The sequence below is a fragment of the Saccharicrinis aurantiacus genome (genome assembly GCF_947489045.1).
In the GTDB taxonomy this organism is placed as follows: domain Bacteria; phylum Bacteroidota; class Bacteroidia; order Bacteroidales; family Marinilabiliaceae; genus Saccharicrinis; species Saccharicrinis aurantiacus.
The window spans coordinates 1-26,391 of sequence record NZ_CANLCN010000028.1; the positions used below are offsets into that span (position 1 = coordinate 1).

At 34.5% G+C, this 26,391-nt stretch carries 23 protein-coding genes; 11 read left to right on the forward strand and 12 right to left on the reverse strand.

What is annotated here, in order from left to right:
• Nucleotides 1-139: 139 nt before the first annotated feature.
• From ung to QMO11_RS20350, 4 genes are all read right to left on the reverse strand, one after another.
• Nucleotides 140-838 carry a uracil-DNA glycosylase gene (ung, locus tag QMO11_RS20335; protein WP_282039674.1) on the reverse strand — a complete coding sequence of 233 codons (699 nt, stop codon included), beginning with the start codon at nucleotides 836-838 and terminating at the stop codon, nucleotides 140-142.
• A 51-nt stretch (nucleotides 839-889) separates the two neighbouring features.
• Nucleotides 890-1,720, reverse strand: coding sequence for a DUF4249 domain-containing protein (locus QMO11_RS20340; protein WP_282039675.1), 831 nt, complete (start codon nucleotides 1,718-1,720; stop codon nucleotides 890-892).
• Nucleotides 1,721-1,812: 92 nt separating this feature from the next.
• Nucleotides 1,813-4,116, reverse strand: coding sequence for a TonB-dependent receptor (locus tag QMO11_RS20345; protein ID WP_282039676.1), 2,304 nt, complete (start codon nucleotides 4,114-4,116; stop codon nucleotides 1,813-1,815).
• An 81-nt stretch (nucleotides 4,117-4,197) separates the two neighbouring features.
• Nucleotides 4,198-5,493 (reverse strand): hypothetical protein, encoded by a 1,296-nt coding sequence (locus tag QMO11_RS20350; RefSeq protein ID WP_282039677.1) that lies wholly within the window; start codon nucleotides 5,491-5,493, stop codon nucleotides 4,198-4,200.
• Between the two features lie 305 nt (nucleotides 5,494-5,798).
• On the opposite strand from QMO11_RS20350, the gene QMO11_RS20355 reads away from it, so the two are divergent.
• The 3 genes from QMO11_RS20355 to QMO11_RS20360 are packed head-to-tail and all read left to right on the forward strand — an operon-like array spanning nucleotide 5,799 to nucleotide 7,772.
• Nucleotides 5,799-7,109, forward strand: coding sequence for a Na+/H+ antiporter NhaC family protein (locus QMO11_RS20355; protein ID WP_282039679.1), 1,311 nt, complete (start codon nucleotides 5,799-5,801; stop codon nucleotides 7,107-7,109).
• Nucleotides 7,109-7,294 (forward strand): cysteine-rich CWC family protein, encoded by a 186-nt coding sequence (locus QMO11_RS22010; protein ID WP_425595556.1) that lies wholly within the window; start codon nucleotides 7,109-7,111, stop codon nucleotides 7,292-7,294. The genes QMO11_RS20355 and QMO11_RS22010 overlap by 1 nt, the downstream gene beginning before the upstream one ends.
• 31 nt (nucleotides 7,295-7,325) lie before the next feature.
• Nucleotides 7,326-7,772 carry a DUF2059 domain-containing protein gene (locus tag QMO11_RS20360; RefSeq protein ID WP_282039680.1) on the forward strand — a complete coding sequence of 149 codons (447 nt, stop codon included), beginning with the start codon at nucleotides 7,326-7,328 and terminating at the stop codon, nucleotides 7,770-7,772.
• A 43-nt stretch (nucleotides 7,773-7,815) separates the two neighbouring features.
• On the opposite strand, the gene QMO11_RS20365 is transcribed toward QMO11_RS20360, so the two are convergent.
• From QMO11_RS20365 to tgt, 5 genes are all read right to left on the reverse strand, one after another.
• Nucleotides 7,816-8,268, reverse strand: a complete 453-nt coding sequence (locus QMO11_RS20365; RefSeq protein ID WP_282039681.1) for a Fur family transcriptional regulator — start codon at nucleotides 8,266-8,268, stop codon at nucleotides 7,816-7,818.
• 156 nt (nucleotides 8,269-8,424) lie between these two features.
• On the reverse strand, nucleotides 8,425-8,745 hold the full coding sequence (locus tag QMO11_RS20370) for a biotin/lipoyl-containing protein (RefSeq protein WP_075602253.1): 321 nt from the start codon (nucleotides 8,743-8,745) through the stop codon (nucleotides 8,425-8,427).
• Nucleotides 8,746-8,756: 11 nt separating this feature from the next.
• Nucleotides 8,757-10,301, reverse strand: a complete 1,545-nt coding sequence (locus QMO11_RS20375; RefSeq protein ID WP_282039684.1) for an acyl-CoA carboxylase subunit beta — start codon at nucleotides 10,299-10,301, stop codon at nucleotides 8,757-8,759.
• Between the two features lie 285 nt (nucleotides 10,302-10,586).
• Nucleotides 10,587-11,678, reverse strand: a complete 1,092-nt coding sequence (locus QMO11_RS20380) for an LptF/LptG family permease (RefSeq protein ID WP_075602255.1) — start codon at nucleotides 11,676-11,678, stop codon at nucleotides 10,587-10,589.
• A gap of 56 nt (nucleotides 11,679-11,734) precedes the next feature.
• Entirely contained in the window at nucleotides 11,735-12,865 is a 1,131-nt protein-coding gene (gene tgt / locus QMO11_RS20385) for a tRNA guanosine(34) transglycosylase Tgt (RefSeq protein ID WP_282039686.1), read from the reverse strand.
• A gap of 361 nt (nucleotides 12,866-13,226) precedes the next feature.
• Here tgt and QMO11_RS20390 point away from each other — a divergent pair, with 361 nt between their 5' ends.
• From QMO11_RS20390 to QMO11_RS20425, 8 genes are all read left to right on the forward strand, one after another.
• Entirely contained in the window at nucleotides 13,227-14,369 is a 1,143-nt protein-coding gene (locus QMO11_RS20390) for a glycosyltransferase (RefSeq protein ID WP_282039688.1), read from the forward strand.
• Complete coding sequence (locus QMO11_RS20395; RefSeq protein ID WP_075602258.1) at nucleotides 14,360-14,971, forward strand: RNA polymerase sigma factor; 612 nt, start codon at nucleotides 14,360-14,362, stop codon at nucleotides 14,969-14,971. The genes QMO11_RS20390 and QMO11_RS20395 overlap by 10 nt, the downstream gene beginning before the upstream one ends.
• Before the next feature lie 24 nt (nucleotides 14,972-14,995).
• Nucleotides 14,996-15,610: a 16S rRNA (guanine(527)-N(7))-methyltransferase RsmG gene (gene rsmG, locus QMO11_RS20400; RefSeq protein ID WP_282039691.1), complete on the forward strand. Its 615-nt coding sequence runs from the start codon at nucleotides 14,996-14,998 to the stop codon at nucleotides 15,608-15,610.
• A gap of 207 nt (nucleotides 15,611-15,817) precedes the next feature.
• Entirely contained in the window at nucleotides 15,818-15,976 is a 159-nt protein-coding gene (rpmH, locus tag QMO11_RS20405; protein ID WP_075602260.1) for a 50S ribosomal protein L34, read from the forward strand.
• A 200-nt stretch (nucleotides 15,977-16,176) separates the two neighbouring features.
• A complete protein-coding gene (locus tag QMO11_RS20410) occupies nucleotides 16,177-17,025 on the forward strand; it encodes a PASTA domain-containing protein (protein WP_282039693.1) in 849 nt (282 codons plus the stop codon).
• Nucleotides 17,026-17,063: 38 nt separating this feature from the next.
• A complete protein-coding gene (locus tag QMO11_RS20415; protein WP_282039696.1) occupies nucleotides 17,064-18,116 on the forward strand; it encodes an RluA family pseudouridine synthase in 1,053 nt (350 codons plus the stop codon).
• 19 nt (nucleotides 18,117-18,135) lie between these two features.
• Complete coding sequence (locus QMO11_RS20420) at nucleotides 18,136-19,116, forward strand: D-alanine--D-alanine ligase (protein WP_282039698.1); 981 nt, start codon at nucleotides 18,136-18,138, stop codon at nucleotides 19,114-19,116.
• Between the two features lie 90 nt (nucleotides 19,117-19,206).
• Nucleotides 19,207-19,845, forward strand: a complete 639-nt coding sequence (locus tag QMO11_RS20425) for a DUF2490 domain-containing protein (RefSeq protein WP_282039699.1) — start codon at nucleotides 19,207-19,209, stop codon at nucleotides 19,843-19,845.
• A 94-nt stretch (nucleotides 19,846-19,939) separates the two neighbouring features.
• Here QMO11_RS20425 and QMO11_RS20430 read toward each other — a convergent pair whose 3' ends face one another.
• The 3 genes from QMO11_RS20430 to QMO11_RS20440 all read right to left on the reverse strand — a co-directional run bounded on the left by QMO11_RS20430 (nucleotide 19,940) and on the right by QMO11_RS20440 (nucleotide 26,356).
• Nucleotides 19,940-22,726 carry an alpha-amylase family glycosyl hydrolase gene (locus tag QMO11_RS20430; protein WP_282039701.1) on the reverse strand — a complete coding sequence of 929 codons (2,787 nt, stop codon included), beginning with the start codon at nucleotides 22,724-22,726 and terminating at the stop codon, nucleotides 19,940-19,942.
• Nucleotides 22,727-22,787: 61 nt separating this feature from the next.
• Nucleotides 22,788-24,629 carry a glycoside hydrolase family 13 protein gene (locus QMO11_RS20435; protein ID WP_282039703.1) on the reverse strand — a complete coding sequence of 614 codons (1,842 nt, stop codon included), beginning with the start codon at nucleotides 24,627-24,629 and terminating at the stop codon, nucleotides 22,788-22,790.
• Between the two features lie 71 nt (nucleotides 24,630-24,700).
• Nucleotides 24,701-26,356 (reverse strand): SusF/SusE family carbohydrate-binding protein, encoded by a 1,656-nt coding sequence (locus QMO11_RS20440; RefSeq protein ID WP_282039705.1) that lies wholly within the window; start codon nucleotides 26,354-26,356, stop codon nucleotides 24,701-24,703.
• Nucleotides 26,357-26,391: the final 35 nt, after the last annotated feature.

Consider the following 26,391-nt stretch of genomic DNA (forward strand, 5'->3'; position numbering starts at 1 on the left):
GAGGGAATGTTTTAGAAACATTCCCATCTTATAACCTAAACCCTAACCTAATCTATGAAAAACTCTCTTGCTCTTCGATGAGGAATATTGCAAAGTGTATGCCAAGAATATTATTATATATCAGCTTAACTTTTATTAACTAAAACAAAGTTTTTTGTACTTGAGGTAAATCCCAGATAATAGGCGCGTAACCTTTACTTTGCAAGTAATTATTAGTTTTGCTAAAGTGTTTATTACCAAAAAAACCTCGATGCGCTGAGAGAGGAGAAGGATGAGGTGATTCTAAAATACAATGCTTATTGGTATCGATAAGACTTACTTTTTTACGCGCATATGCACCCCAGAGTATAAAAACAATGTTTTCTTTTTCCTTAGCAAGCTTTTCTATTACTGCATCAGTAAATGTTTCCCAGCCTTGTTTTTGGTGCGAACCCGCTTTGTGGGCCTCTACCGTTAAAGTAGCGTTGAGTAAAAGTACCCCTTGTTTGGCCCACTGCTCAAGGTTTCCATTTTCAGGCATTCTAAAATCTACCTCTTCATCGCTATCTAATTCTTTAAAGATATTTCGCAACGATGGCGGGAATGTAATACTATTATTCACCGAAAAGCAAAGACCGTGTGCTTGGTTTACATCATGGTAAGGGTCTTGGCCTAAAATGACCACTTTGGTTTTATCAAGCGGACAAAGGTTAAATGCTTCGAATATTAATTCGCGTGGGGGGAATATCTCTGTTGTGTGATAAGCATCATTCACAAATGAATTTAATTGTTTAAAATAATCGGTATCAAGTTCACTTTCTAATAGCTTTTTCCAGCCTGATTCTATATTAATATCCATTTTAAATGCACTCTTTAATTAGTTTTAATTCTGAGTGCAAATATATTGGCTTTATTTAATATACATGTAATATGAGCGCGATGCCTTGCCTGTCCATCTCCCAATTCCACCAACTATATTGGTTTCAGTTTTCTGATTTACTAAAGCAAAGGGGTTGCCATTGTTAAAGTTATCAACATAAATAGCATTTAGTACCTTGTAAGAAGTTTCATCAATACACGATATTTTTACTTTTATACTATCTGTATAATGGTACTCCTTTCTTGGTAAATCTCGCTTGTCATCAATATTAAATAAGTTAAGAGGATCGGGCTGATTAGACCGATGCACTGAATGTTTTAAATCTTCTCCATTTGTGCGAGCATTTGAAAATAGAGGATTCTGACTAGGGTGGTATTGTGTATCAAAGTTTTGGGTAAATATTTCAGAGTAGTAGTAAATAGAGTTTTCTGTATTACCATTTATAAATGCATTTATAGTTGTTGTGGTATCCGATACAAATTCAATTTCCATTTTATCCATATCGGGTTTTGATGGAATTGTTGTTCCTGCAGTTATTTTCTCACCATTTGTTTCTATTATTATTTGGTAACTTTTGTTTTCTTCGCCTATTATTTCAACTGATTTATATACAAAAGGAGGGAAGAATTCATCTTGTTTAAATAGTGTAAGAATTTCGGAATTTCCATCACTACAAATAAGGCTTACTTTTGCGGTGTTAATAAATAAATTGCGAATGCTGGCAGAATCGTAATCTGTAAAATAAGGTGAGCTGTTTGTAAGAAATATATGAGCTGGCTGATTGGTTTCTATCCACCCATCTACAACAACCTTCGTTTCATAATCAGGTAAATCTATTTCAATAACTTTTGTACAGCTCATGCAACACAAGTTACATGCTATAAACACGTATAGTATTTTAAGGTTGTAGAATGTATTTTTATTGATGAGGTGCATATGCTACATTAATTTAATTAAAATTTATAGCGCCAACTAATGGAAGGAACTATAGGAAAAAAACTACTCTGTTTGGCATTAATGCTCATATCGTAGTTTTGGTCTCCTTTTTGGGTTTCAAAATAGATAAAGTATGGGTTGCTTCTGTTATATATGTTGATGATTGAAAAGTTAAGAACTGATTCATGAAAAATGTTGGATTCAATGTAATAATTCATTGAAAGATCGAGTCTATGATATGCAGGCATTCTGTAATTATTGATGCTTGAATAGTCATTTGCAATGTTTCCCATCATAAAGTATCTGCCCTTTGGTAATGTGGCTGTATTTCCGGTAGCATACATAAAAACAAGTCCGTAATCAAAACGTTTGTTAGGTTTGTGGGTAAGCACAATATTCACATCGTGGCGGCGATCGTATTTAGCATTAAACCACTCTCCACTATTCATGTTTGGGAACTGCTGCTTCATTTGCCCCAAAGTATAACTGAGGGTAGCTCTTGTTTTTCCTCTATTCTTTTTAAATAAAAACTCGGCCCCATAACCAAGGCCTTTACCTATAAAGAAATTGTCTTCAAAATGTAAACTCTCATCACCATCAATATTCGGGTTCAGTAATAGTTGATTATCAATAGACTTACCGTAAAATTCAATGCCAAACTCATATTTCGATTGCGCTAAATCCTTGAAAATACCAATTGTTGCCTGGTGCCCTTTTTCATGAGGAAGTCTTTCGGTAGCAGGCATCCAAACATCTGTGGGTAAGGGAATGGAAGCCATGGAAGCCAAATGGATATTTTGTGCAGTGTAGGCGTGAGATGCTTTTATGGATGTCTGTTTGTTTATAAAATAGCTTAACGTGATTACCGAGTTAATATGATTACTTTGTTCTTTTAATAAAGATGAGGAATTGTTGTCGATTAGTCCATAATGCTCATACCGTAAGCCAAAATAAGCATCCCATTTTTCCGATATCGAATAATGATTGCTAAAATATATTTGAGTACTTAAATTATTATAATTATCAGTTTGTGAGATAGGTACACTTTGTATGTTGTACTTTATATCTTGTGGTGTATATTCTCCGTACTTTATTCTTGAACCAATGCGAAACAAATGTTTATTGGCTTGTTTGTAATAGTCTAATTTATGTTGTAGTTGATTTAGCCTTGTTTTAAAGTACATTAACTCATTATTCATTGTAGTTGAAAAATAGGAGTAGTACGATGTATAATCAAAACCAGTATTGAAGCCACTGGTATCTGATAATTTTCTGTTCCACAATAAGGATGCTCCAGCATTACTCCAATTCGAGTTTCCGTTGAAATTAATTGAGGGGTTGGTCATCGAAAATTTGTCGTTTCCATAATACCAAGTAAATTGAACTTTGTCCTTTCTAGTTTGATATTTTACTTTTCCATTAAAATCGAAAAAGTAATAGTTATTGTTGTCGAAGTAATTATTTTCGTCGCTCAATAATGGTTTTGTTGCGAATTTAAGAAGTTCAATATAACTACGCCTTATACCACTACTGAAGAACCAACGTTTATTTTTACTTTGCCCATGGTAACTTAGGTTAGATGAGATATTCCCAATATTACCAGACCAATTATAGCCTTCTGACTTTTCATCTTTTGTTGATACTATAATTGAAGAGGCTAATCGCATAGATTGATGCACGGGAGCATTGCCTTTATAAAAATCAACACTGTTAGTTAGGTTGGGGTTGAATACCGAAAATATTCCCATTATATGGGATGGATTCATTAATTCAATACCGTCAAATACCACATAGTTTTGGCCAGGAGACCCACCTCTTACGTATATTCCAGAGTTCCCTTCGTTTACAGATTGTATGCCAGGTAGTAATTGAAGGGTTTTAATAACATCAGGTGCACCTAATAATGCGGGAGAAAGTAAAATGTCTTCGCTGTTCAGCGATAATTTACCAGGTACGTAGCTTTTTACTAGATTACTTCTTTGAGCAGTTACGGTTACTTCTTGAGTTTTATAATCTTTTGGTGTTAGCTTAAAAATTATTGCCTTTTTGTTTTTGATAATAGTTGGGTATATGGCGTTGTAAGAAGTATGGCTTACAATTAGTTTTACTGAATCAGATTTGAGATGACACAGTTTAAATTGCCCTGTTTTATTTGAAGGTGCGGCATTTTTAAGATCGATTGTTGCAATATAAGCCCCAGGGATACTTTCGTTGGTATTGGCATCAATAACTTGTCCTCTTAGGCACCAATTACTTTGTGCATAAGTGTAACTATTAATGCAGATAAAGAAGCTTATCGATAATATAATTTGTTTTAGCATTTGCCATTTGCAGGAGGTAAGAAAAAAGAATTGGGGTTGTAAAAACCCCAATTCAATATGTTATTCAGAATAACTGTTATGTTACATTTCTTCTAAATCTAAATCGTAGCTATTATTCATATCCACAATCATTTTATTCATATCCACAATTAAGTCAGAAAAGCCTGATTCAAAAATATCAGAACTTACAGCCGACCCATCAGGATATACTACACGTAATTCGCTATTGTAATATGTTTCAGATTCTTCTTCTTGTGTGTAATCATTGTACCATGAATAAACTTCTTTATTAACAAAGAACTCTCCTTTAGCAAATATAGCTTTACTATCTGCATACCTGATGTAGGTTTGGATATACTCATTTAACTTATTAGCTTCTTCAGTAGCATCTTCTTCAGTCCATTCATCATTAAAGCCGTTGTTACTATTTTGGCTCATGTATTTGATTAACTCTTTAGCATTAACCAATCCATCTACTTTTATATTCCCAATTTGGAAATAGGCATTTGCTTTATTGATAATATCTTGATTCGCTGATGGGTTTCCATCTTCATCCATATCAGAAGCTTCATCCATAATCTCGTCCATATCAATGTTTCCATTTATGGCAAAACCAAAAGCAAAAATGTTATCACTATTGTACTCTAATTTGTTATCGACTTTAACTACTTCTTTGTTTTTTAAATCAATTACAGATTCAACATAAAAACCTTCAACATTTAAAGCTTCCTTTAAGTATTTAGGAGTAGCATTATCATAATATTCACCTGTGAATGTAAAGTTGATTAATACTGAAGTTCCAAGTGTTAAATTAGCGTTGAAAGAAGTAGGAACTTCTAACGACATGCTTCCGTCAGAATTCATTACAGTTTTTGTATTAACATTATTAATTAATACTATAGCAGTTTCATTATCTACCTTAAAGCTGTACGATATTTTATCGGTAGCATCGCTTACCTTAATAAAATCAGCCTTAGAGTCACTCCATTCATATATTCCAGCTTCTTCATCGAATGTATCAGATATGCTAAGTCCTAAATCGTCGCTAAACGAAGATTTTAAATGAGCATTTTGTGTTGGATTTGAGATTCTTCTTAATACCGTACTATAAGTAAACTCGCTTTCCTCTGTTAATTCAAATAATGTATTTATTACATTATAACTTTCAAGATCGCTAGCTTTACTCATTTTTGATACAAATGCAATACCCTCATTCTCTAGGTTTTTCTTGTGCTCTTCTACAGTAAGTTCGCTTACTATATCTCCGTTAGGTTCATCAAAGCCTTTGTTTTCGTCAGAGTCATCTTTACAGGCAGTGAACAAGGTAGTTGCAGCCAATAAAATTAAAGAGGCAATGTTTAAGTTTGTCTTCATCATTTTTTTTAGATTATTAAGTTATAAGTTTTGTGAAACGTGTTTTTATAAATAAGGTTGCAAAAGTAAACGCTTTTATTGTATATAACAATACTAAACGTTGAGAAGTATTAGTAGGGCATGTGTGAAGTGGATAAATTAAATGTTATTAGAAGCTTATAAGGACACATATATTTATTGTATGAGTTTATTTTGGTAGCTTAAGAAGTTCTCGAGATATGTATTCACATTCATAAAAAAATATAATTATTGGCTTAATGTAATTCGTTTTCATACGTTTGTATAAATATAATTTTAAAGTGTCTATAATGGATCAGTCAACACCATTAAAGAAGAAGTGGCTTGCACTTCTTCCCATTGTAATATTCCTACTTCTATATCTAGTTTCTTCCATTGTATCTGGCGATTTTTATAAAATGCCGGTAACCGTATCCTTCTTTGTAGCCTCGCTAATTGCATTGGCCATGAATAGAAAAAGAATTTTCTCAGATAGGGTTGAAACTTACCTAAAAGGAATGGGCGATTCTGGTATTATGATGATGTGTTTAATTTTTATATTAGCAGGAGTGTTTGCCACATTAGCAAAAAATATGGGGGCGGTATCTGCGACTGTGAATCTTGGCATTACTTATTTGCCACCTAATATTTTAGTGGCAGGCTTATTTCTTATCGGATGTTTTATATCACTTTCGGTGGGTACTTCATTGGGAACGGTTGTAGCTTTAACGCCTGTTGGAATGGAAATTGCCGATCAAACAGGAGTTAGTTTAGGTTTAACCCTTGGAGCCGTTTTAGGAGGTGCCATGTTTGGCGATAATTTATCGTTTATATCGGATACCACTATTGCGGCAGCACGCACACAAGGGGCCAAAATGAAAGATAAATTCAGGGTCAACTTCTTTATTGTACTCCCGGCAGCAGTAATCACTTTTTTATTGTATTTGTTTTTAACTAAAGGAACTCCTATTGATGTTGCTAGTCAGGAAATTGAGTATCAATATCTGAAAATTGTCCCATACTTATTTGTTTTAATAGCTGCTTTGGCAGGAATGAATGTTTTTATAGTATTAGTTATTGGCTCAATTCTATCCGCAATAATCGGATTTGGTATTGGTGCGTTCGACTTTTGGGGTATTGTAAATAGCATAGGCGATGGTATTGATGGTATGAGCGAGATCATCATTATTTCCATTTTAGTTGGAGGTATGGTTGCCTTAATACGCTACAATGGTGGTATTGATTGGATTATTAAAATAATATCGCGCAATACCAAAGGACGCAGAAGTGCAGAGTTTAGTATTGCAGCCTTAACTTCTGTTGTGAACGTATTTACAGCTAACAATACAATTACCATACTCATTGTAGGACCAATAGCTAAAGATATTGCGCAAAAATTTGGAATCAAGCCCAGAAGAGCCGCGAGTATCCTTGATACATTCTCCTGTTTTATGCAAGGTTTATTACCTTATGGAGCACAAATTCTTGCCATTATAGGATTAACACATGAGCTAGTTTCTCCATTTGAAATAATGAACTATTTATTTTATCCATATTTAATGGGTATATCATCAATCTTAGCCATTACTTTTGGCTTACCAAAATTAAAAGAAGAACAATAATGGAGAAGAAATGTGCCAATTGTGGAACTCAGTTTACGTGTAGAGAAGATAGCATTATTCAGTGCCATTGTGCCACTGTTAAATTAAATGATTCGGCTAGAGATTATTTAAAAACTAAATTCACAGGATGCCTGTGTCACAAGTGTTTACTCGAAGTTAAGCAACGTTTTGTAACCAATAAATAAACACTAACTATTAATTAATATAAATATTAAAATGAGAAAACTATTACTTACGTTTAGTCTTGCAGTATTATTTATAACTGCTACTCAGGCACAAACAAATGATGCCTATTCTAAGGAGTTGAAAAAAATGTTTGAATTATCAGGATCAGAAGAGACCTATAAGGCAGTAATTACTCAAATGATGGGAATGATCAAGATGCAATATTCTCAAGTTCCAGCCGCAGTAATGAATGAATTAGAGAAAGAATTTTTAAATGCTTCGATGTCTGATTTAGCAGTAGAGTTAACGCCTGTATATAAAAAACATTTAAGCTTAGACGATTTAAAAGGCTTAATAGCTTTTTATGAAACACCACTAGGTAAGAAATATGCAAAGAAAACCCCAGCAATTATGCAAGAATCAATGGCAGTAGGACAAAAATGGGGGATGAGTATAGGAACTAAGTTTGCTGAAACTTTAAAGGCAAAGGGATACTAAATAAAGTATTACTTAAATATGATGAGGGTGTGATATGAAAATATCAACCCTTATCCTGACATTCTTTACAAACCCCGTATATATACAATGATTGATGCGTTACATTAAAATTCATTGTATCCTTTGCATTGTTTAAAACAACTTGAATTCCAGGATCACAGAATTCAATAACCTTACCACATGTAGTGCAAATCAAATGATCGTGCTGTTTTGATTCAAAAGCTTTTTCAAACTGAGCAATATTTTTACCGAATTGGTGTTTAATAACAAGCTTACACTCCAGCAGTAAATCTATGGTGTTATATAAGGTAGCTCTACTGACTCTATAATTTTTATTTTTCATAAAAATATAAAGTGACTCGATATCGAAATGACCTTCGCGAGAATATATTTCCTCTAATATCGCAAAACGTTCTGGTGTTTTTCGATGCCCATTATTCTGCAAAAATTCAGTAAAGATTTGCTTAACCACTTCCTTGGTCTTTACCTTATCCATAACTAATCTAATTAAAAAGAACGGGCTAAAGATATATATTTTATGCAGATTAAAAAACGATTGTTTAGACTAAATTAAGATAAGGATTGTTAATGAATTGATTAAAAACAAAAAGGCCGAATCAATAGATTCAGCCTTTTTGTTTGTTTATTATGTCTACTCTTCAAGTAGTATCATTAGTTCATTCTTAGGGACTCTATCTCCCTCTTTAATGTGAATCTCTTTTACTTTGGCATCAAATGGCATAGTAATTTGATTTAACATCTTCATTGCTTGAAGTACAAGTACATTGTCTCCTTCTTTTAATACCTGTCCTACTTCTACCTGAATGTCAATAATGGTTCCAGGGATGTAAGAACGTATCTCTAAAGGATTGGGTTCTTTCCAAGCTTGTCTGTTTGCAAATTTCTTTGTCAACTTGGTTTGATACTCCAAACTTTGTACTCGAAAGCCTACTAGGTCTTTATCTTTACTCATTATCCAATGATTTAAAATGGAGGAATACCGTGTTTCTTCTCTGGATGATGTACATCTTTTCCTACTGAAACTTCTAATGCATGTAATAAAATATTACGGGTATCATTAGGTTCAATAACAGAATCGATGTAACCTTTTGCAGCAGCAACATACGGATTAGCAAATTTCTCTTTGTACTCTTGTACTTTAAGTTCGCGCATCGCATCCGGATCATCCGCACCATCAATCTCTTTCTTGAAGATGATGTTAGCAGCTCCTTCTGGTCCCATAACAGCAATTTCTGCAGTTGGCCAAGCAAACATAAAGTCAGCACCTAAGTGACGAGAGTTCATGGCAATATAACCACCACCATAAGCTTTACGTAAGATTACTGTAATTTTAGCTACAGTAGCTTCTGAATAAGCGTAAAGAACTTTCGCACCATGACGAATTACACCAGCATGTTCTTGATCTACACCTGGTAGGTAACCTGGCATATCCTCTAAAGTTACGATTGGAATATTAAATGAATCACAGTAACGAATAAAACGAGCTGCTTTATCCGAACTATCACAATCTAATACACCTGCAAGTACAAGAGGTTGATTAGCAACAAAACCAATTGTTTGACCATTTAAACGACCAAAACCGATGACGATATTTGCTGCAAATAATTCTTGAATTTCGAAGAAATCACCTTCATCAACAATGCTCCTAATAACATCACGAACATCGTAAGGCTGACGTGGATCAGATGGAATCAAATCTTCGATATTTCCTTTAAAGGTAGGTGCCTTAGGAGGAAACTCTTTTGCTTTCTTATTATTATTCCAAGGAATAAACGTAATGAGCTTTTTAATTTGATCGAAACACTCTTGCTCACTTTCAGCAAAGAAATGTGCATTACCTGTAATTTCAGCATGTACGCGTGCACCACCTAGCTCTTCCATAGAGATCTCTTCTCCAAGAACAGTTTTAATTACACCTGGGCCTGTAATAAACATTTTTGAAATGTTATCAACCACAAATACAAAATCAGTTAACGCAGGAGAATATACTGCACCACCAGCACAAGGTCCTAAGATTACTGAAATTTGAGGAATTACACCAGAAGCGATAGTGTTTCTATAGAATATTTCTCCGTATCCTGCCAAAGAGTTCACTCCTTCTTGGATACGTGCACCACCAGAATCGTTAATACCGATCAAAGGTACGCGCATTTTTAAAGCATGATCCATGATTTTAGTGATCTTACGTGCGTGCATAAGACCTAAAGACCCACCAGCTACAGTAAAATCCTGCGCGAAGATACATATTGGAGCACCATAAATAGTACCTGTTCCAATAATAACTCCATCTCCATGCAGTTGTTTTTTATCCATTCCAAAGTCTTTAGCTTCATGCTCAACAAAAAGATCATACTCTGTAAATGAATTTTGATCGAGAAGGGCGAGAATACGCTCACGGGCAGTCATTTTACCCATTGCCACTTGTTTCTCTATGGCTTTTTCGCCACCTCCCATTTCCACTTGTTCCTTTCTTTTGCGAAGATCAAGAATGTGTTTTTTTAATGACATAATTAAATAATTTCATTTAACTTCATACATATCAGCACATTAATACAATGTAGCCTCATGTAAATTTAAGGGTGCATAATTACTAAAATTATTCTGCACAAAACTGATAAATTAAGATATTTTTACACTCCAATCAAGTAACTAACATACAATCACTTATTGAGAGGGACTTTTCAATTCTTTTTTATAATGATTCTAGATAAGAATTTGAGAAATATTAATTGTAATGAATATATATTCATATTAAAACCCTTAAATAATTAGGTAATCAATAATTATATATAATTATTTAGGTGCTTTTTGGTATAAATATACACCGATTAAAGAGAATACGATATTTGGTATCCATACAGCTAAAAGTGGGTTCATACTACCATTAACAGCAAATGTTGTGGATATGGTCATAAATAGGATGTATGTAAAGCTTAAAGCGAGTCCAACTCCAATATGGAGCCCCATTCCTCCTCTAACTTTACGCGATGCTAAGGAAACACCAATAAGGCTTAATATAAAGGCCGAAAAAGGATTAGCCCACCTTTTATAATATTCAATCTTAAAAGGCTGAATAGCTCCAACACCTTTTTTAGTCTGTGCATCAATATATTCTATTAGTTCGCTATTATTCATGGTTTCATGCCAATTGTGCTCTTCAGTAAAGTCTTTTGGCGTCATATTAAATACGGTATCTAATTTTGAACCTTCAATAATTTCGATAGTATGATCATCAGAGAAGTTTTGAATTACGTAGTCAGAAATTGTCCAATTATCAGCTTCCTCATTAAATACAATTGACTGAGCAGATAATTTAGATTTTAAAGTTTTACCCTCAAAACGTTCTGATCCAAAGTAGGTTCCTCTGTTTCTTAATGCATAATAGCGTCCCATGTATACAAATAAACCAGGTTCAAGTTGTAAGTGAATATCTTGTAAACCTCTGTCTTTTTGTTTTTTAATATATACTGTTTCAAAAGCTAGACGAGTTTTGTTTGCTGGAGGAATCACATAAGCACCTAACCAAAAGGAGAATACGGCTATTACCAATGAGCCCACTAAGTAAGGGAACATCAGTCGTTTAAAACTTACACCGCTTGATAGAATGGCAATAATCTCTGTTTGATAAGCCATTTTAGAGGTGAAAAATATTACGGCAATAAACACAAATAGAGGCGTAAATAGATTGGCAAAGTATGGAATGAAGTTGGCGTAATAGTCAACAACAATCGCATTTAAAGGAGCTCCTTTTTCAATAAAATCATCAATCTTCTCGGTGATATCAAAAACAACGGCAATACTTACTATTAGTAAAATTGCGAAAAAATAGGTTCCTAAAAACTTAAATATGATATATCTATCTAACTTTTGCAGTATTCCTCTCATAGGTGCTTTACCTTATTATAATAATAAACTGTACTTTGGTTAAGTAATATACTACGTTATAAACGTATTGACATTTGTTTTACCATTTGATCTTTCCAAGTAGCAAAGTCGCCAGTAATAATATGTTTGCGCGCTTCTTTAACAAGCCATAGATAAAATGCTAGGTTATGAAGACTCCCAATTTGTCCTGCTAACAATTCTTTAGATACATATAAATGACGCAAATAAGCTTTTGTGTAGGTATGATCAACAAACGAAGTGCCCTCTGGGTCAATTGGAGAGAAATCATCCTTCCACTTTACGTTCTTCATGTTAAGGATGCCTCGCGAAGTAAAAAGCATTCCATTTCTACCATTACGAGTTGGCATAACACAATCAAACATATCCACGCCAAGTGAGATTGCTTCTAAAATATTTACAGGAGTTCCAACGCCCATTAGGTAACGCGGTTTATCTTCAGGTAAAACTTCGTTAACTACTTCAATCATTTCGTACATAACTTCAGCAGGCTCTCCAACTGCTAATCCGCCAATGGCATTTCCCTCTCTTTCAAAGGATGCAATATATTCAGCTGATTGTTTTCTCAAATCTCTAAAACCTGCACCCTGTACAATCGGAAAAAATGTTTGACTATGCCCGTATTTAGGTTCTGTAGCATCAAAATGCGATATGCCACGTTGTAGCCATCGATGCGTAAGTTCCATTGAGTTTTTGGCATACTTGTGGTCAGCATCACCCGGGGCACACTCATCAAAAGCCATTATAATATCAGCTCCAATAATTCGTTGGATATCTACCACGTTTTCAGGAGTAAATAAATGCTTCGATCCATCAATGTGTGACCTAAATATTGCACCCTCTTCCTTTAGTTTTCTGTTGGCACTTAGCGAAAAAACTTGATAACCACCGCTATCTGTTAATAAGGGTTTATCCCAACCATTAAACTTATGCAGTCCACCTGCTTTTTCAATAATATCTAAACCCGGACGTAAATATAAATGATATGTATTTCCTAAAATTATTTGTGCTTCAATGTCATTCTTTAAATCGTTAAAGTGTACTCCCTTAACACTTCCAACAGTTCCAACTGGCATGAAAATAGGTGTTTCTATTTCTCCATGATCGGTTGTTATTTTCCCAACGCGGGCTTTACTTTTTGTATCTGTATGCTGTAATTCAAAATCCATTTCTCAAAACCTTATTATAAAGTATAGTGCCTCACTATTATGTACTAAGTAATATTATTACATTATAATTCGGCTTGCAAATATAAAGATAAGGATTTGGATATTCCGCTTTTGCTACTTCTTATTATAAAGAGAAAAGATAAAGAAACAGATATGCGAAGTAAAAGTCCCTTTTTTTAATGTTTGTCCCTCTATTTTTTCCTTAGTCAAGGGATGGTTTTTATACATAAGCTTAGTTATCATTCATAATACTGCGTAATGTAAAAGGTGGAAAGTGAGAAAATAAATAAAAAGCTATTTGTATTGACTATTATTATTGGATTGAATCACAAAAATGTTCATTTTTGGGGAAACTTTTTGAATGAATTATTCTATTGATTTTTTTCTCGATCACCAAACTGAAAGTATACTATTAGGTATTTGTATTATAGCCTTCTTAATACAAATCATATACTATTTAAGATATTATTTATCATTAGCTAAATATAAAGATCCCGAGGTTTCTAAAGATCTCCCACCAGTTTCAGTTATTATTTGTGCTCGTAATGAATCAAAAAATCTTGAGAATAATTTATATAAAATACTTTCGCAAGAATATCCCTCAGATTTTGAGGTGGTAGTAGTTAATGATGCATCAGAAGATGACTCCGAATTAGTGCTTGCAAAATTAAAAAGGGAGCATACAAATTTATATTATACCACTATACCTCACGATAGACAATTTTCTCACGGAAAGAAATTGGCATTAACATTAGGGGTTAAGGCAGCAAAAAACGAACATCTAATATTTACAGATGCAGATTGTGTGCCTCAATCAAATAAATGGTTATGTCATATGGCAAATGGATTGCTGCAAAAGGATATTGTATTAGGTGTTGGTTTATATAAAAAAAGAAAAGGCTTATCGAATCTGCTCCTTCGGTATGATACTTTTATGATAGCGGTTCAATATATATCGTTTGCCATAAAGAAAAAAACGTACATGGGAGTGGGGCGTAATATGGCATATACAAAAAAAACATTTTACGATACGGGAGGTTTTAAAAGTCATAGTCATATTTTATCAGGTGATGATGATTTATTTATCCAAGAAGCTGCTACAAAAAATAATGTTGCCATCGTTACTAACCCAGATTCATTCACACTTTCAGAATCTCCGAATAATTTTAGTGAATGGTGTAATCAGAAAAAAAGACACTTAACTACTTCAAAACATTATAAGAACAAATCAAAGAGATTAATTGGTATTGAAATATTTAGCCGACAACTTTTTTGGGCAAGTGCAATAATTTCTATGTTTTTTTCTACTTTTGCAAATGCAATTCTTATTGTGTTTTTTTTAAAATTATTAGTACAATTCTTAGTTTTAGGGAAAATATCAAGAAATATGGGGCAGAAGAATATAATCTGGATAGGTATCCTATTGGATTTCGTATTGCCGATTATTACGGGTGTTTTACTAATGGGGAGTAAACGAAAAGTTAAAAGTAATAGATGGACTTAAATCCAAATTTGTCAGATAAAGCCAAGCACGACCTTACTTTGGTCGATTTAGCTATAAGTGGTGACCAGAAGGCATTTGCTGAACTTATGGGTAGGTATAGAGATGCAATTTACTTTATGCTATTAAAGATGGTTAATAATAAAAGCGATGCTGAAGATTTAACCATTGAAGCTTTTGGTAAAGCGTTTAAGAATATACATCAGTATTCTCCAAATTATGCATTTAGTACTTGGTTGTTCAAAATAGCATCAAATAATTGTATCGATTATTTGCGAAAGAAAAAAAACAATGTTGTTTCTTTAGATGGATCTCATCAAACTGAAGAAAAAGAAATAGAGCAAACTTTCCATTTAAAAGATGAGACACCTGATCCTGAAGAAAATCTCATAAAGCAACAGAAAGCGATTTTAATGCGTACTGTTGTTAAAAAGCTTAAGCCAAGATATAGAACACTTATTGAGCTAAGGTATTTTAATGAGTTTTCTTACGAAGAAATAGCACAGGAATTGGGGCTGCCATTGGGTACTGTAAAAGCACAATTGTTCAGAGCTCGTGAGCTACTTTTCAATACGCTAAAAAACACCGACATAAAAACAAATTAACTAAGGTTATTCAAATTATACTTCGTGATAAATAAGTACTTTCCGAATTTAAATAGCAAACAAGTTGAGCTTTTTAATAAACTAGAAGCTCTATATCCTGAATGGAACGAAAGAATTAATGTAATATCCCGTAAGGATATTGATGAGCTAGCTGTACGACATATTCTACATTCGCTGGCCATTGCTAAATATACCAACTTTACTCCAGGAACCAGAATTATTGATGTTGGAACAGGGGGCGGATTTCCAGGAATTCCTTTGGCAATAATGTTTCCTGAATGTGAATTTCATTTGGTAGATTCTATAGGGAAGAAGATAAAAGTGGTAAGCACAATAGCTGAAGAACTAGGGCTTAGCAATGTAAAGGCTCAACAAATCAGATCTGAGAATGTGAAAGATAAATACGATTTTGTCGTAAGTAGAGCTGTAACCGCATTTCCTCGTTTTGTGTCTTTAACCCGTCATTTAATTGACAAAAAACAAATTAATGCCATTGGAAATGGGATACTATATCTTAAAGGTGGTGATTTTGAAGAAGAGGTAAAGCCTTTTATAAAAAACATTAGTACTACAGATCTTACTTCTTATTACGAAGAAGATTTTTTTGAGACTAAAAAACTGATTCATCTAACTTTATAAGACAAGTCTATTTTTTTTAATTAGAAACATTAAAAAATACTTGGTTTGTTTTGTAAGAATAAAATAATGTGTATTTTTGCACTCCGAAATTAAGAGAGTAAATAACAACAGCCGTTGCAGATTATCAAAAATTGTAACAATTCAAGTTTGAAAGTTCATTTTGCTTCAAAAGTTTGTTAACGGTTATCATAAATAAAATATAAGCATATGAAAAGGACATTTCAACCTTCGAACAGAAAGAGAAGAAATAAGCACGGGTTCAGAGCAAGAATGGCTAGTGCTAACGGGCGTAAAGTTTTAGCTTCAAGAAGAGCTAAAGGAAGAGCTAAACTAAGCGTTTCAAGCGAAAAAAGACATAAAGCATAATTAATTGCTTACAGTATAAAGAAAAGGATTCTGAGAAGAATCCTTTTTTTTTGCTTTAAAAACAAGCTTTTATAGCATATCTAAATTGGGATCTCATTAATAGGTAGCACTACTTATTAAATTCTTAGCAGATAGCATATATATATTTCATACGTTAAGTTATTTGTATTATTTTTGACACTCTGAAAATCTTAAATTATATGGCATTCTTAAAGTTTTTAATCAGCAAGCGTTTCTTATTACACGCAGCAGCTGCAATTGGTTTAATAGTTTTACTTCTTATCTCAACGTTTATAGGTTTAAGTATCTATACACACCATAGAGAAAGTAAAGCAACACCTGACTTTACAGGATTAAAAGAGAATCAATTAATTGATTTGGTGCAAAGTAATAACTTGCGATATAAAATAATAGATTCAGTTCATATTAATGGTAAAACACCAGGTGTTGTGGTAGATCAGACCCCAAATGCTGGTGCACTTGTTAAAGAGGATAGAACCATATTTTTTACAATTAATGCCTATAGCTCAGAGCAGGTGCCTATGCCGCGTTTAATTGATGCTTCTTTAAGAAATGCTGAAGCAACTTTAGAATCCTATGGCTTAAAAATTGGCGAGTTGATTTATATTCCTTCGGAATACTCGCAGTTGATTTTAGGTCAGCACTATAAGGGTAAACCAATTGAGCCAGGTACGCTTTTAAGTAAAGGATCAGAAATTGATTTATTGATAGGTAAGGGCTTGAGTAATAAAAAAACAAATATACCTGAGCTTATTGGATTAGGTTTTGAGGAGGCAAACTCAATATGCCAAAGTAATATGCTAAGTATTGGGGCATCAGTCTACGATAAATCGATTGAAACAGAGGAAGACTCATTGAGTGCCTTTATCTGGAAGCAATCACCTCAGAATAATGAATTATCAAATCGTAAAGTTCGATTAGGGTCGTCAATTAATATATGGCTTACCAACGATTCTACAAAAGTGGAAGCTTTTAGAATTGAGTTGGAAGAAGCAATTGAAGAAGCTGAGCAAGATCAACAACAATAGCATTTATATTTACATACAGGAAGTTAATAAAACAAAGGATGAGTACTGATATTACTGGATACGAGGAGGACGATTTTAATGATTCTAACAATGAATTATTTGAGCATCATCGCTTTGAGGCAGATCCTGGCCAAGCCATGATTCGCATCGATAAATTTATTGTAAATCGTATGGAAAATGCATCGCGTAATAAAATACAGGATGCAGCCAGTAATGGACATATAAGAGTAAACGATGTTGTTGTAAAATCTAATTATAAGGTTAAACCTAATGATGTTGTTACTATAGTAATGGAATTTCCCAAAAGGGAGTTAACCATTATTCCAGAAGATATTCCTTTAAATATTCATTATGAAGATGAGCATTTAATAGTCATCAATAAGGAGCCTGGTATGGTTGTGCATCCTGGTCATGGTAATTATACGGGTACCTTAGTGAATGCACTTGCTTATCATTTAAAAGGAGTGCCTATTTTCGAGTCTGAGGATCCCCGCCCAGGATTAGTTCATCGTATTGATAAAGATACCTCAGGTTTATTAGTGGTTGCGAAAACAGAACAGGCTAAAATTCATTTGGCAAAACAATTCTTCGATAAAACCACAGAAAGAAGCTATGTAGCCATTGTGTGGGGGCAAGTTAAAGAAGAAGAAGGAACCATAGAAGGACACATTGGTAGAAGCTTAAAAAATAGGATGGAAATGACCGTATTCCCTGATGGAGAATTCGGAAAGCATGCTGTAACTCATTATAAAGTATTACAAAGAATGGGCTATGTAACCTTGGTTCAATGTGTGCTCGAAACGGGAAGAACGCATCAGATTAGGGCGCATATGAAATATATTGGTCATACCTTATTTAATGATACGCGTTATGGAGGTAATGAAATATTAAAAGGTACTACATTTAGTAAATACAAACAGTTTGTAAACAACTGTTTTAAAATATTACCGCGACAGGCTCTTCATGCTAAATCGCTAGGTTTCATCCATCCACATACGGGAGAGAAAATGACTTTTGATACAGAAATACCTACAGATATGACAGAAGCTATTGAAAAATGGAGCTCTTACATAGCTGGTAGAGACGAATAAACTAGACCTTTACAATAAAATGAATTCAAAAAAAATAATAGCAATAATATACGGTGGTGATTCTTCTGAAATAGTGGTATCTCGTAAGAGTGCTGAAGGAATTCAATCGTTTATTGATACAGATAAATATGATATCGTATCGGTATGCATGGAAGGTAAAAGTTGGAATGCAATTATCGATAATAATGAATATTGCATTGATAAAAATGACTTTAGCTATACCATCAACAACATAAAGTATTGTATTGATTTTGCTTATATAACCATACATGGTACACCTGGTGAAGATGGTAAATTACAAGGCTATTTTGAATTGTTAGATATTCCATATTCAAGTTGTGGGGTGTTAGCTTCATCTCTTACCTTTAATAAATTTGCTTGTAACAATTACCTTAAAGGTTTCGGATTAAAGGTAGCTGATTCCTTAATGATCAGAAAAGGAATTAATTACGATGCAAATGCCATTGTTGAAAAATTAGGCTTACCTTGTTTTGTTAAGCCTAATGCTGGCGGTTCGAGCTTTGGAATTACTAAGGTGAAGAAAGCCGAAGAAATGGAGGAAGCGTTGAAGAATGCTTTTAGTGAGAGTGATGAAGTAATTATTGAGCAGTTTATTAAAGGACTCGAAGTAACTTGTGGTTTATACAAAACCCACAATAATACCAGTATATTTCCGTTAACAGAAGTAATCCCTGCCAATGAGTTTTTTGATTTTGAAGCCAAATATAATGCTGATAAGGTTCAAGAAATAACGCCAGCCCGCGTGCCTGAAGAAACTACAAATAGAATACAACAAATCAGTTCAATGATTTATGATATACTAGCTTGTAAAGGAATTGTTAGGGTTGATTATATTATTAGCGAAAATCAAATATATTTGCTAGAAGTTAATACAACACCTGGTATGACTAAAACTAGTTTTATTCCACAACAAATAGCAGCAGCTAAGTTAGATATAAAGGATGTATTCACCGAAATTATAGAAAGTAACATCGCATAAATAGAAATAATTATAGTGTTATTAAAAAGATTATTAGTTCTCATTCCTTTATTACTATTTTGTATAGTAGGCACTGCTCAGCAAAATGAGTTGAGAACACTATTCTTGGCTAAATTTGATTTTAATAGTGACTGGCGAGGAAGTCTTGACGGAGGTTATTATAGAGGATTAAATGGAAGTGGATGGGACCGATACGGCATTCGTGCAATTGCACAGCGACGACTTAATTCTAAGGTTCAATTTGATGCGGGCTTTATGTTTAACCATGTAAATAATCATGATGGAACCCATACCAATGAATATAGGCCACACCAAACTGTAAAATTAGCTTATCCTAGGTTTTCGCGGATGACGATTAATCATCGATTTAGACTAGAAGAACAAATCATATATAGGAGTTCTACTGAAAAAACGCAAATGACTTCGCGTTTTAGGTATGAATTAAAAACCAAACGTGCTTTTAATCTTGAAAAGTTTATTCAACCCAAAACCTTTTATTGGATTGCTTCTAGTGAAATTACATTCAACTTCACTGGGCATATAAAAGGAGAATATAATTTCTTTGAAAGAGGAAGGCATGGTCTTGGAGTGGGGTATAGAGTCAATACAAATACCTCAGTTGAATCAACTGCTTATTTTCAGCATACCCATAAGGGTATTGATTTCCATGATCATAGTGATTTGTTCATCTTTAACTTCTGTATAGTACAAAGTATCTTTGTTAATTAATGATGGTTCTATAAGCGCCATAAAATAAGAGTTGATGTACAAAAAAAGGCTACCTAAAACGATAGCCTTTCTAAATTTATACCCTATTCAAGGTTTATCGCTTTATAAATTTCTTTACAGCAGAATTACTATCCCCACCTTCAAATTTAATAAGGTAAATGCCCGATGGTAATTCACTTAAGTTTTCGGTGTGTATATTATTGTCGATTATAAACTGTTTAATTACACTACCCGATAAGTTATAAATAAGTGCCTTATTGGCTGGTTGATTACTGAAATTTATAGTCAGAGAACTTTCAACTAGTGTTGGACTTATGCGTACATTCTGAATGGGCTCTAATTCATCAGTACTGGTGTCAATACCAAATCCGATTAGCTTTTTCTCAGTAAACATGATGAATTTCCCTGGAGATAATTCAAACTCTTGGTTAAGATCAGTAATTTCTATTTCATCACCTCTAAAGTGACGGTACCAAATACCAGTACTACTAAAGCTAGGAGATACAGTGGCTGTTGTTGTTCCAAAATTACCCACTAAGCGTACGTCTGAACCATTATAGTTTAATTCAATTTGTTTAATAGCATCACTAACATCCAAACTGTAATTATCCGTTGAAAATACAGGCTCTTCCTTTTTTAAAGTAGCCATTTGAGCATATACTTTATAAAGATTCATTCGATCTGTATCTTCGGCATAATCCCACTTAATAGGTTTACGGCCAGTTCTACATCCTTCATCTATGCTGCCATCAGTACAAGTATTAATGCTATAATCATATCCAAGCTCACCAAATTGCCAAATCATATTAGGACCAGGTACTGAGAATATAAATGCCGCAGCAGCTTTTGAGCGTTCTAGTCCGGTTGACAGATCTTTAACATTATAATCACCCGATGAAGCGCCATATTCTTGCGCCTTATACATAATACGTTCTTCATCATGACTCTCAATGTAATTGATAATATGTGGACTATCCCAACCTCTTTTTTGGTAAGATGCCCATGAGAAATCTGATTTCCCATTTTCATTATAGCCCATTACTGCCTCAGCCATGTTGTGGTTATGATTTCCCCACATTAAGATCCCGTAATCGGCGAGCTCTTTTTCTTCATCATTGTCAGATAAGTGTTCAAAGGAAATAATAGCATCGCTTTTTCGCTTTCTAATCTCATCAGTCATTCGCTTTAAAATGGCTATACGAGAAGCATCATAGGCACTCGCCCAATCACCCACAGGATAGCTCGTATTAGTAAAACCTTTTGTAAAATCGAAACGATAACCATCAATCTTAAATTCGCTAATCCAGTAGGAACAGATACTATCTACCAATTCTTTAGTATCTACACTTTCGTGATTAAAATCGTAACCCCATTGTGCGGCAGGTTCTGCCATATTGTGTTCTGTATTATACCAAGGGTTATTAGCAGAAGGCTTGTTCTCATCATTTAAGTACATACGCGCAAATGGCGATTGACCAAAGGAGTGATTGAGTACATGATCCATGATTACTGAAATGCCATTCTCGTGGCAGGCATCAATAAATGCTTTATAATCGTTGGCTGTGCCGTAGGCCTTATCTGTAGCAAAATAGAAGGATGGATTATATCCCCAGCTATCGTTACCTTCAAACTCATTAAAAGGCATTAACTCAATGGCGTTAATCCCTAAATCAACAAAATAATCCATTTTAGCAGTAACTGCTTTAATGGTGCCTTCTTCGGTAAAGTCACGAATGTGTAATTCGTAAATTACCAATTGCTCTGGATCAGGGTTGGTGTGCGAGGCTACTTTCCAAGTATATTCATCCTCATTAATTGTAAATAATGAAGCTACGTGTTCTGTTTTATCAGATGGATATTCTTTTAATCCAGGATAAACGGAATCATCAATCCACTTATCATCTGGATCTAATGTTTTTGTAGTGTACGGATCAGCAATGCGTATTTCGCCATCAATATAAAACTGAAAAGCATATTCTGTTTCTGCAACTAAACCATCAAGAGTCAACCAGAAGTAATCGCCATCCTTTTTCATCATATATTCGTTGGATGGAGTCCAATCGTTGAACTCACCAATTACATGAACAAACTCCTTCTCTGGAGCAAATAATACAAAGGTGATGCTTGAATTGTCTACTTTATTAACACCGCGTCTTAGATTAGATGGCATCGTCTCTTCAACAACATCTTCTCTCACATAATAGGTTTGTATTTTCTCCAACGTTGTAGTCCCATCCGAAGACTGAGCCTTTAGGGTGTATGTACCGGGAACACCTGCTGTTTCAGTAATATCAAGAGTAGAAGTACTACTACTGCCTACCTCGTTATTATTAACAAAAGCTTTTATACTAGTTGAATTTTCTGAAGTTATTTGGATACTTATGGCATCTCCCTCTGCAAAAATAGCACTAGGAGCTGGGCTTATGATATCTAAAGTTAGGTTTAGAGTAGTGACATCAACAAATATATCACCACTAGTACTTGTTTTTCCTACTTTTGAACCATCGGCATTTCTAAAAACAAAAGCCATTTGCTTTATTTGTTCGCCTTCTGGTACTCCATAATAGGCATTAATAGAAGTAGGCATTTCTAAAGTAAAAATATCATTCCCAATACTTGTTAACTTAGCCTTTTCAGTATTCTCTGTCCACTCAGCAATAACATATTTCCAATCGCTGCCATCGCTGCTTTTATCTGTAATAACTCCTGTGTGTGCATATACATCGCCTGTATAACCTTTTAACTCAGCATTACCCTCAGCAGCATTAAAAGTTATGGTTACAGGTTTGTTATCAACAGGCGGATTTGGGTTTGTTGTTACTTGAGCTGCTAAGAGCAAACCCATGCACAAAAAACTAATTAAAGTATATATTCTATTCATCTATCTTAAATTTATGTGATTAAAACCCCACACTAAATTTTTATAGCATGGGGTATCTACATTAGTTAAGTATTAAAACTCTCCCTTTTAATCCCCCTAATTCTATTGTTGATGCTGAAATTATTTCTTGTGTTAATGCATCGGTATAAGTACCTTTTGGCAATTGAAATACTTCAGAAGAAGTTCCTGCGTTCATTACTGTTAATATAGTCTGGCTAGCATTACTTCTGGTATAAGCCAACAATTTACCTTCGGCCTTAATAAAGTTGATATCACCATCAATAAGCGCTGAGTTGCCATTACGCAAAGCACACAATTGTTTGTAATAATCATGCCACTCTGCATTAAACCCAACATTTGTATATTTAGGTTTGCCTTCTTTTATGTTATTCTGATTCTCAGGATCAAATGTAAACTCAGGCCACCAGAGTGGTTTTCTACAGTCAGGATCATCAGCACCCCACATACCCATTTCATCGCCATTCCAAATTTGGGGTGCTCCAATGTTAGTGAACTGGTGCATTAAATATAGTTTAACGCGCTCATATGTTTCTGCTTCAGGCTTACCAGCTTTGTAATTGGGATCGTCGTTTAAGTTTGCTTTGTACTTGTATTTATCCCTATTATTAAACGAGCTTAACAAGCGTGGCGTATCGTGCGTAGCATTCACATTCATCATACCATATCTAAAAGGTTCTTCTAGCCTGTTCCACTGCAGATTTAGGCTATCCACCAAGTTGGCAGCGTCAATTTCATAATCAGTGTCAGCAAAAAAGTAACGAGCAGGGCGATAAACGTGATAGAACATAACTGCATCAAAAATATCACCACTGGTATAGGGTACAGGATCCATAAATTCATCAGGCCAAACCTTCCACCAAATTTCACCCACTAAGTAGGCCTCGGGGTTTATACTTTTTACATGAGTACGGTAATCGCGCCAAAATCCTAGGGGCACGTGGTCGGCTACATCTAAACGGTAGCCATCAATACCCTTGCTCACATCACCATTTGGTGCTAACCATCTTTCGCTGACATCAAATACATGTTGTTTTGCACCTGGATTTAAATCACCTTCAAAAGGAATACCTGCTTTGTGCGCACCATGTGTATTAACTTTCTTAAGTTCTGGTAGGCTATTTAGTCCTAACCACCCTGAGTAAGAAAATTCATCTTCTTCGGTATTGGGATCATCAAAACTTTCTACAGCATACCAATCTTTGTATTTTGATTGCTCTTGATTTTTTAGAAGGTCTTTCCATGCCCAAAATTCTACTCCTGTATGATTCCAAGAGTAATCGAGTACCACTCGCATGCCTCTTTTATGCGCCTCGTCTACTACTTTTAGAAACATCTTATCGGCAGCAGTCCATTTCCATGTAGATGGATCTCCTGGATCTTCAGAAGCTATAATGGCCATATCACCTTCAGGGTCGGGACCAAAAGTTACATCAATGTGATGGTAGTTACGTGCATCGTATTTATGCAGTGAAGGCGCATCATTTAAGGGGTTAAAGTAGAGGGCGGTAATGCCCAAATCTTGTAAATAATCTAACTTATCTAGCACCCCTTGTAAATCGCCACCGTATCGGCGCAATTGCAAATTGCTATAGAAGTTCTGATTGGTTTCTTGTGCCCAATCTTCTTTGGCAAACCAATCTGTAGTCCATGGTGTAACAGACCAATCGCTTGGCGTTTCTATAAAATTAGACTTATCATAAATGGTTTCTGGAGTAGGGTCATTTGTAGGGTCGCCATTATTAAAACGCTCTACAAAAATCTGATACCAAATTACGGATTTAGCCCATTCGGGGGGCGTATTAGGTATTTTAATAACTTCTTGATTTGGTTTGCTTTGGCAAGATATTAATGCCAATAAAACTAAAAAAGATATATAACGCATGATAAAAACTTTTGTGAATAAACAAAAAAGGCTGCCACTTGGGCAGCCTTAGATATAATAGAAATAGCTATTTATTGAATAGAACTTGTGTTATCATCAAATTTATATGTAATAACAGTACCTGCAGTTCCTCCTAAATTCGGTAAGTCTCCACCATCATTACGATAAAGAATACTTTCATCTTTAGGTTGGAATTCAGCTTGCCACCATGCCGGTATCCACGCATGATTTACATAAGACCTAATATCTCCATCTTCAGATAATGCAGGAGAGATAATTGTTTTCTCAGTATTATCTACTGTAAATAAGTTTTCAGTCTTATCTTCATCCCATCCACCAAAGGCTGGTCCCATCCCATAAACTTGGGCAGGTGTAACAGAAACTTTAGTAGCATTTTCTCTCAAATCAACTACTATTGTATACATACCCGAAGTAGTAATTCCCATATTAGTATCATTATTAACTACTTCAACACCATCAGGATCAAACTCATCAACCTGATCAAAACCTAAGTTAGGATCATTCCAAGCTTCAGCAGAGATTTTAAATCCTTGTCCACCTTCAAGGTGAGCAATTTTCCAAAATAATCCTTCGTTATCAGCACCACCAGCTACTTTATGCATTATTGCATCTTCATGTGTTCCTGGTTCATCCCATCCATATGCAGTAGCCGATCCTACTATATACATCTCATTCGGATAAGCTGATTCTTCCACAGTAACTTTCATGTCTGCATCAACAGTAACTTTATAGTTACCATCTGTAGCAATTTCTATAGGCTCTCCATCTACAATAAGGGTATTGTCTGTTGCACTCGTTACTCCATAATTCATAGGTGAAGATGAATTAAACTTAATTAAGAAAGTACCGGCTACAAATCTTGTTTTTAACTCATAACTATCACCTTCCATTTTAAATCTAACATCTGGATTTACAACGGCACTTCCTGTGGCTGTATAATGTGTATCCTCAGCTACTGTAAACATTCTTCCTTCTACATCAAGTGTAATGTTATATGTAAAATCTTTAGAAGGAATTTCTTTACCATCGCTATCAATAAGTGAACCAGACATCTCCATCTCATATGAAATATCAGAATCTGCACCTAACTCATCTTGGTATACATTGTTATTCATAAATGAAATTCCGCCTTCTTTCAATTGAATAGGGTCTGTACTTTTCCACATCCCTGATTCTGTATCCAACATAAGAGCAACTGGATTTTCTATACCAGAACCAACAACCATCCATGTTGCTACTTCATCTGCATAAATGAATCTATCTATTAAAAAGTTAACAGGGATAGAATATTTAGTATCTCCTCCAGCTGTAGCTTTAACTCTTGCTTGGAATCCAGTTGGAATCCTTGCCATAACCCCTAAATCTCGACAAAATTGATTAACAGGACCAATTGTTGTTTTTAGGTAAGGAATATCTGAAGTACCTAATACTACAGCATTAGAAAAATCGCCAGTGGCTAAATCCATTTCAACAGTATACTCTGGTGTAACTCCTTCACCAAAATATGCATCTTCCCAAATAAAAGTTTCAAAAGCAGCGTCTGAATTTTCTTCTAATAAAGTGTAAGATGTTGACCCATTCGGACTTAATATTACGGCGGCACCTTCCTGCAATGGGATCCTGGTTATACCATCCTTATCATCTTTACAAGAAGAAAAGACAATGATAAAAGCCAGTAAACTATATAATATATTTAATTTCTTCATAAAATTATGTTTTAATAAAAAGTTACAAAACAAGT

Excerpts from the sequence above, each read along its gene's own strand:
- ung (WP_282039674.1), bottom strand. The coding sequence starts at position 838 with ATGGATATTAATATAGAATCAGGCTGGAAAAAGCTATTAGAAAGTGAA.
- QMO11_RS20340 (WP_282039675.1), bottom strand. The coding sequence starts at position 1,720 with ATGAGCTGTACAAAAGTTATTGAAATAGATTTACCTGATTATGAAACG.
- QMO11_RS20345 (WP_282039676.1), bottom strand. The coding sequence starts at position 4,116 with ATGCTAAAACAAATTATATTATCGATAAGCTTCTTTATCTGCATTAAT.
- QMO11_RS20350 (WP_282039677.1), bottom strand. The coding sequence starts at position 5,493 with ATGATGAAGACAAACTTAAACATTGCCTCTTTAATTTTATTGGCTGCA.
- QMO11_RS20355 (WP_282039679.1), top strand. The coding sequence starts at position 5,799 with ATGGATCAGTCAACACCATTAAAGAAGAAGTGGCTTGCACTTCTTCCC.
- QMO11_RS22010 (WP_425595556.1), top strand. The coding sequence starts at position 7,109 with ATGGAGAAGAAATGTGCCAATTGTGGAACTCAGTTTACGTGTAGAGAA.
- QMO11_RS20360 (WP_282039680.1), top strand. The coding sequence starts at position 7,326 with ATGAGAAAACTATTACTTACGTTTAGTCTTGCAGTATTATTTATAACT.
- QMO11_RS20365 (WP_282039681.1), bottom strand. The coding sequence starts at position 8,268 with ATGGATAAGGTAAAGACCAAGGAAGTGGTTAAGCAAATCTTTACTGAA.
- QMO11_RS20370 (WP_075602253.1), bottom strand. The coding sequence starts at position 8,745 with ATGAGTAAAGATAAAGACCTAGTAGGCTTTCGAGTACAAAGTTTGGAG.
- QMO11_RS20375 (WP_282039684.1), bottom strand. The coding sequence starts at position 10,301 with ATGTCATTAAAAAAACACATTCTTGATCTTCGCAAAAGAAAGGAACAA.
- QMO11_RS20380 (WP_075602255.1), bottom strand. The coding sequence starts at position 11,678 with ATGAGAGGAATACTGCAAAAGTTAGATAGATATATCATATTTAAGTTT.
- tgt (WP_282039686.1), bottom strand. The coding sequence starts at position 12,865 with ATGGATTTTGAATTACAGCATACAGATACAAAAAGTAAAGCCCGCGTT.
- QMO11_RS20390 (WP_282039688.1), top strand. The coding sequence starts at position 13,227 with ATGAATTATTCTATTGATTTTTTTCTCGATCACCAAACTGAAAGTATA.
- QMO11_RS20395 (WP_075602258.1), top strand. The coding sequence starts at position 14,360 with ATGGACTTAAATCCAAATTTGTCAGATAAAGCCAAGCACGACCTTACT.
- rpmH (WP_075602260.1), top strand. The coding sequence starts at position 15,818 with ATGAAAAGGACATTTCAACCTTCGAACAGAAAGAGAAGAAATAAGCAC.
- QMO11_RS20410 (WP_282039693.1), top strand. The coding sequence starts at position 16,177 with ATGGCATTCTTAAAGTTTTTAATCAGCAAGCGTTTCTTATTACACGCA.
- QMO11_RS20415 (WP_282039696.1), top strand. The coding sequence starts at position 17,064 with ATGAGTACTGATATTACTGGATACGAGGAGGACGATTTTAATGATTCT.
- QMO11_RS20420 (WP_282039698.1), top strand. The coding sequence starts at position 18,136 with ATGAATTCAAAAAAAATAATAGCAATAATATACGGTGGTGATTCTTCT.
- QMO11_RS20430 (WP_282039701.1), bottom strand. The coding sequence starts at position 22,726 with ATGAATAGAATATATACTTTAATTAGTTTTTTGTGCATGGGTTTGCTC.
- QMO11_RS20435 (WP_282039703.1), bottom strand. The coding sequence starts at position 24,629 with ATGCGTTATATATCTTTTTTAGTTTTATTGGCATTAATATCTTGCCAA.
- QMO11_RS20440 (WP_282039705.1), bottom strand. The coding sequence starts at position 26,356 with ATGAAGAAATTAAATATATTATATAGTTTACTGGCTTTTATCATTGTC.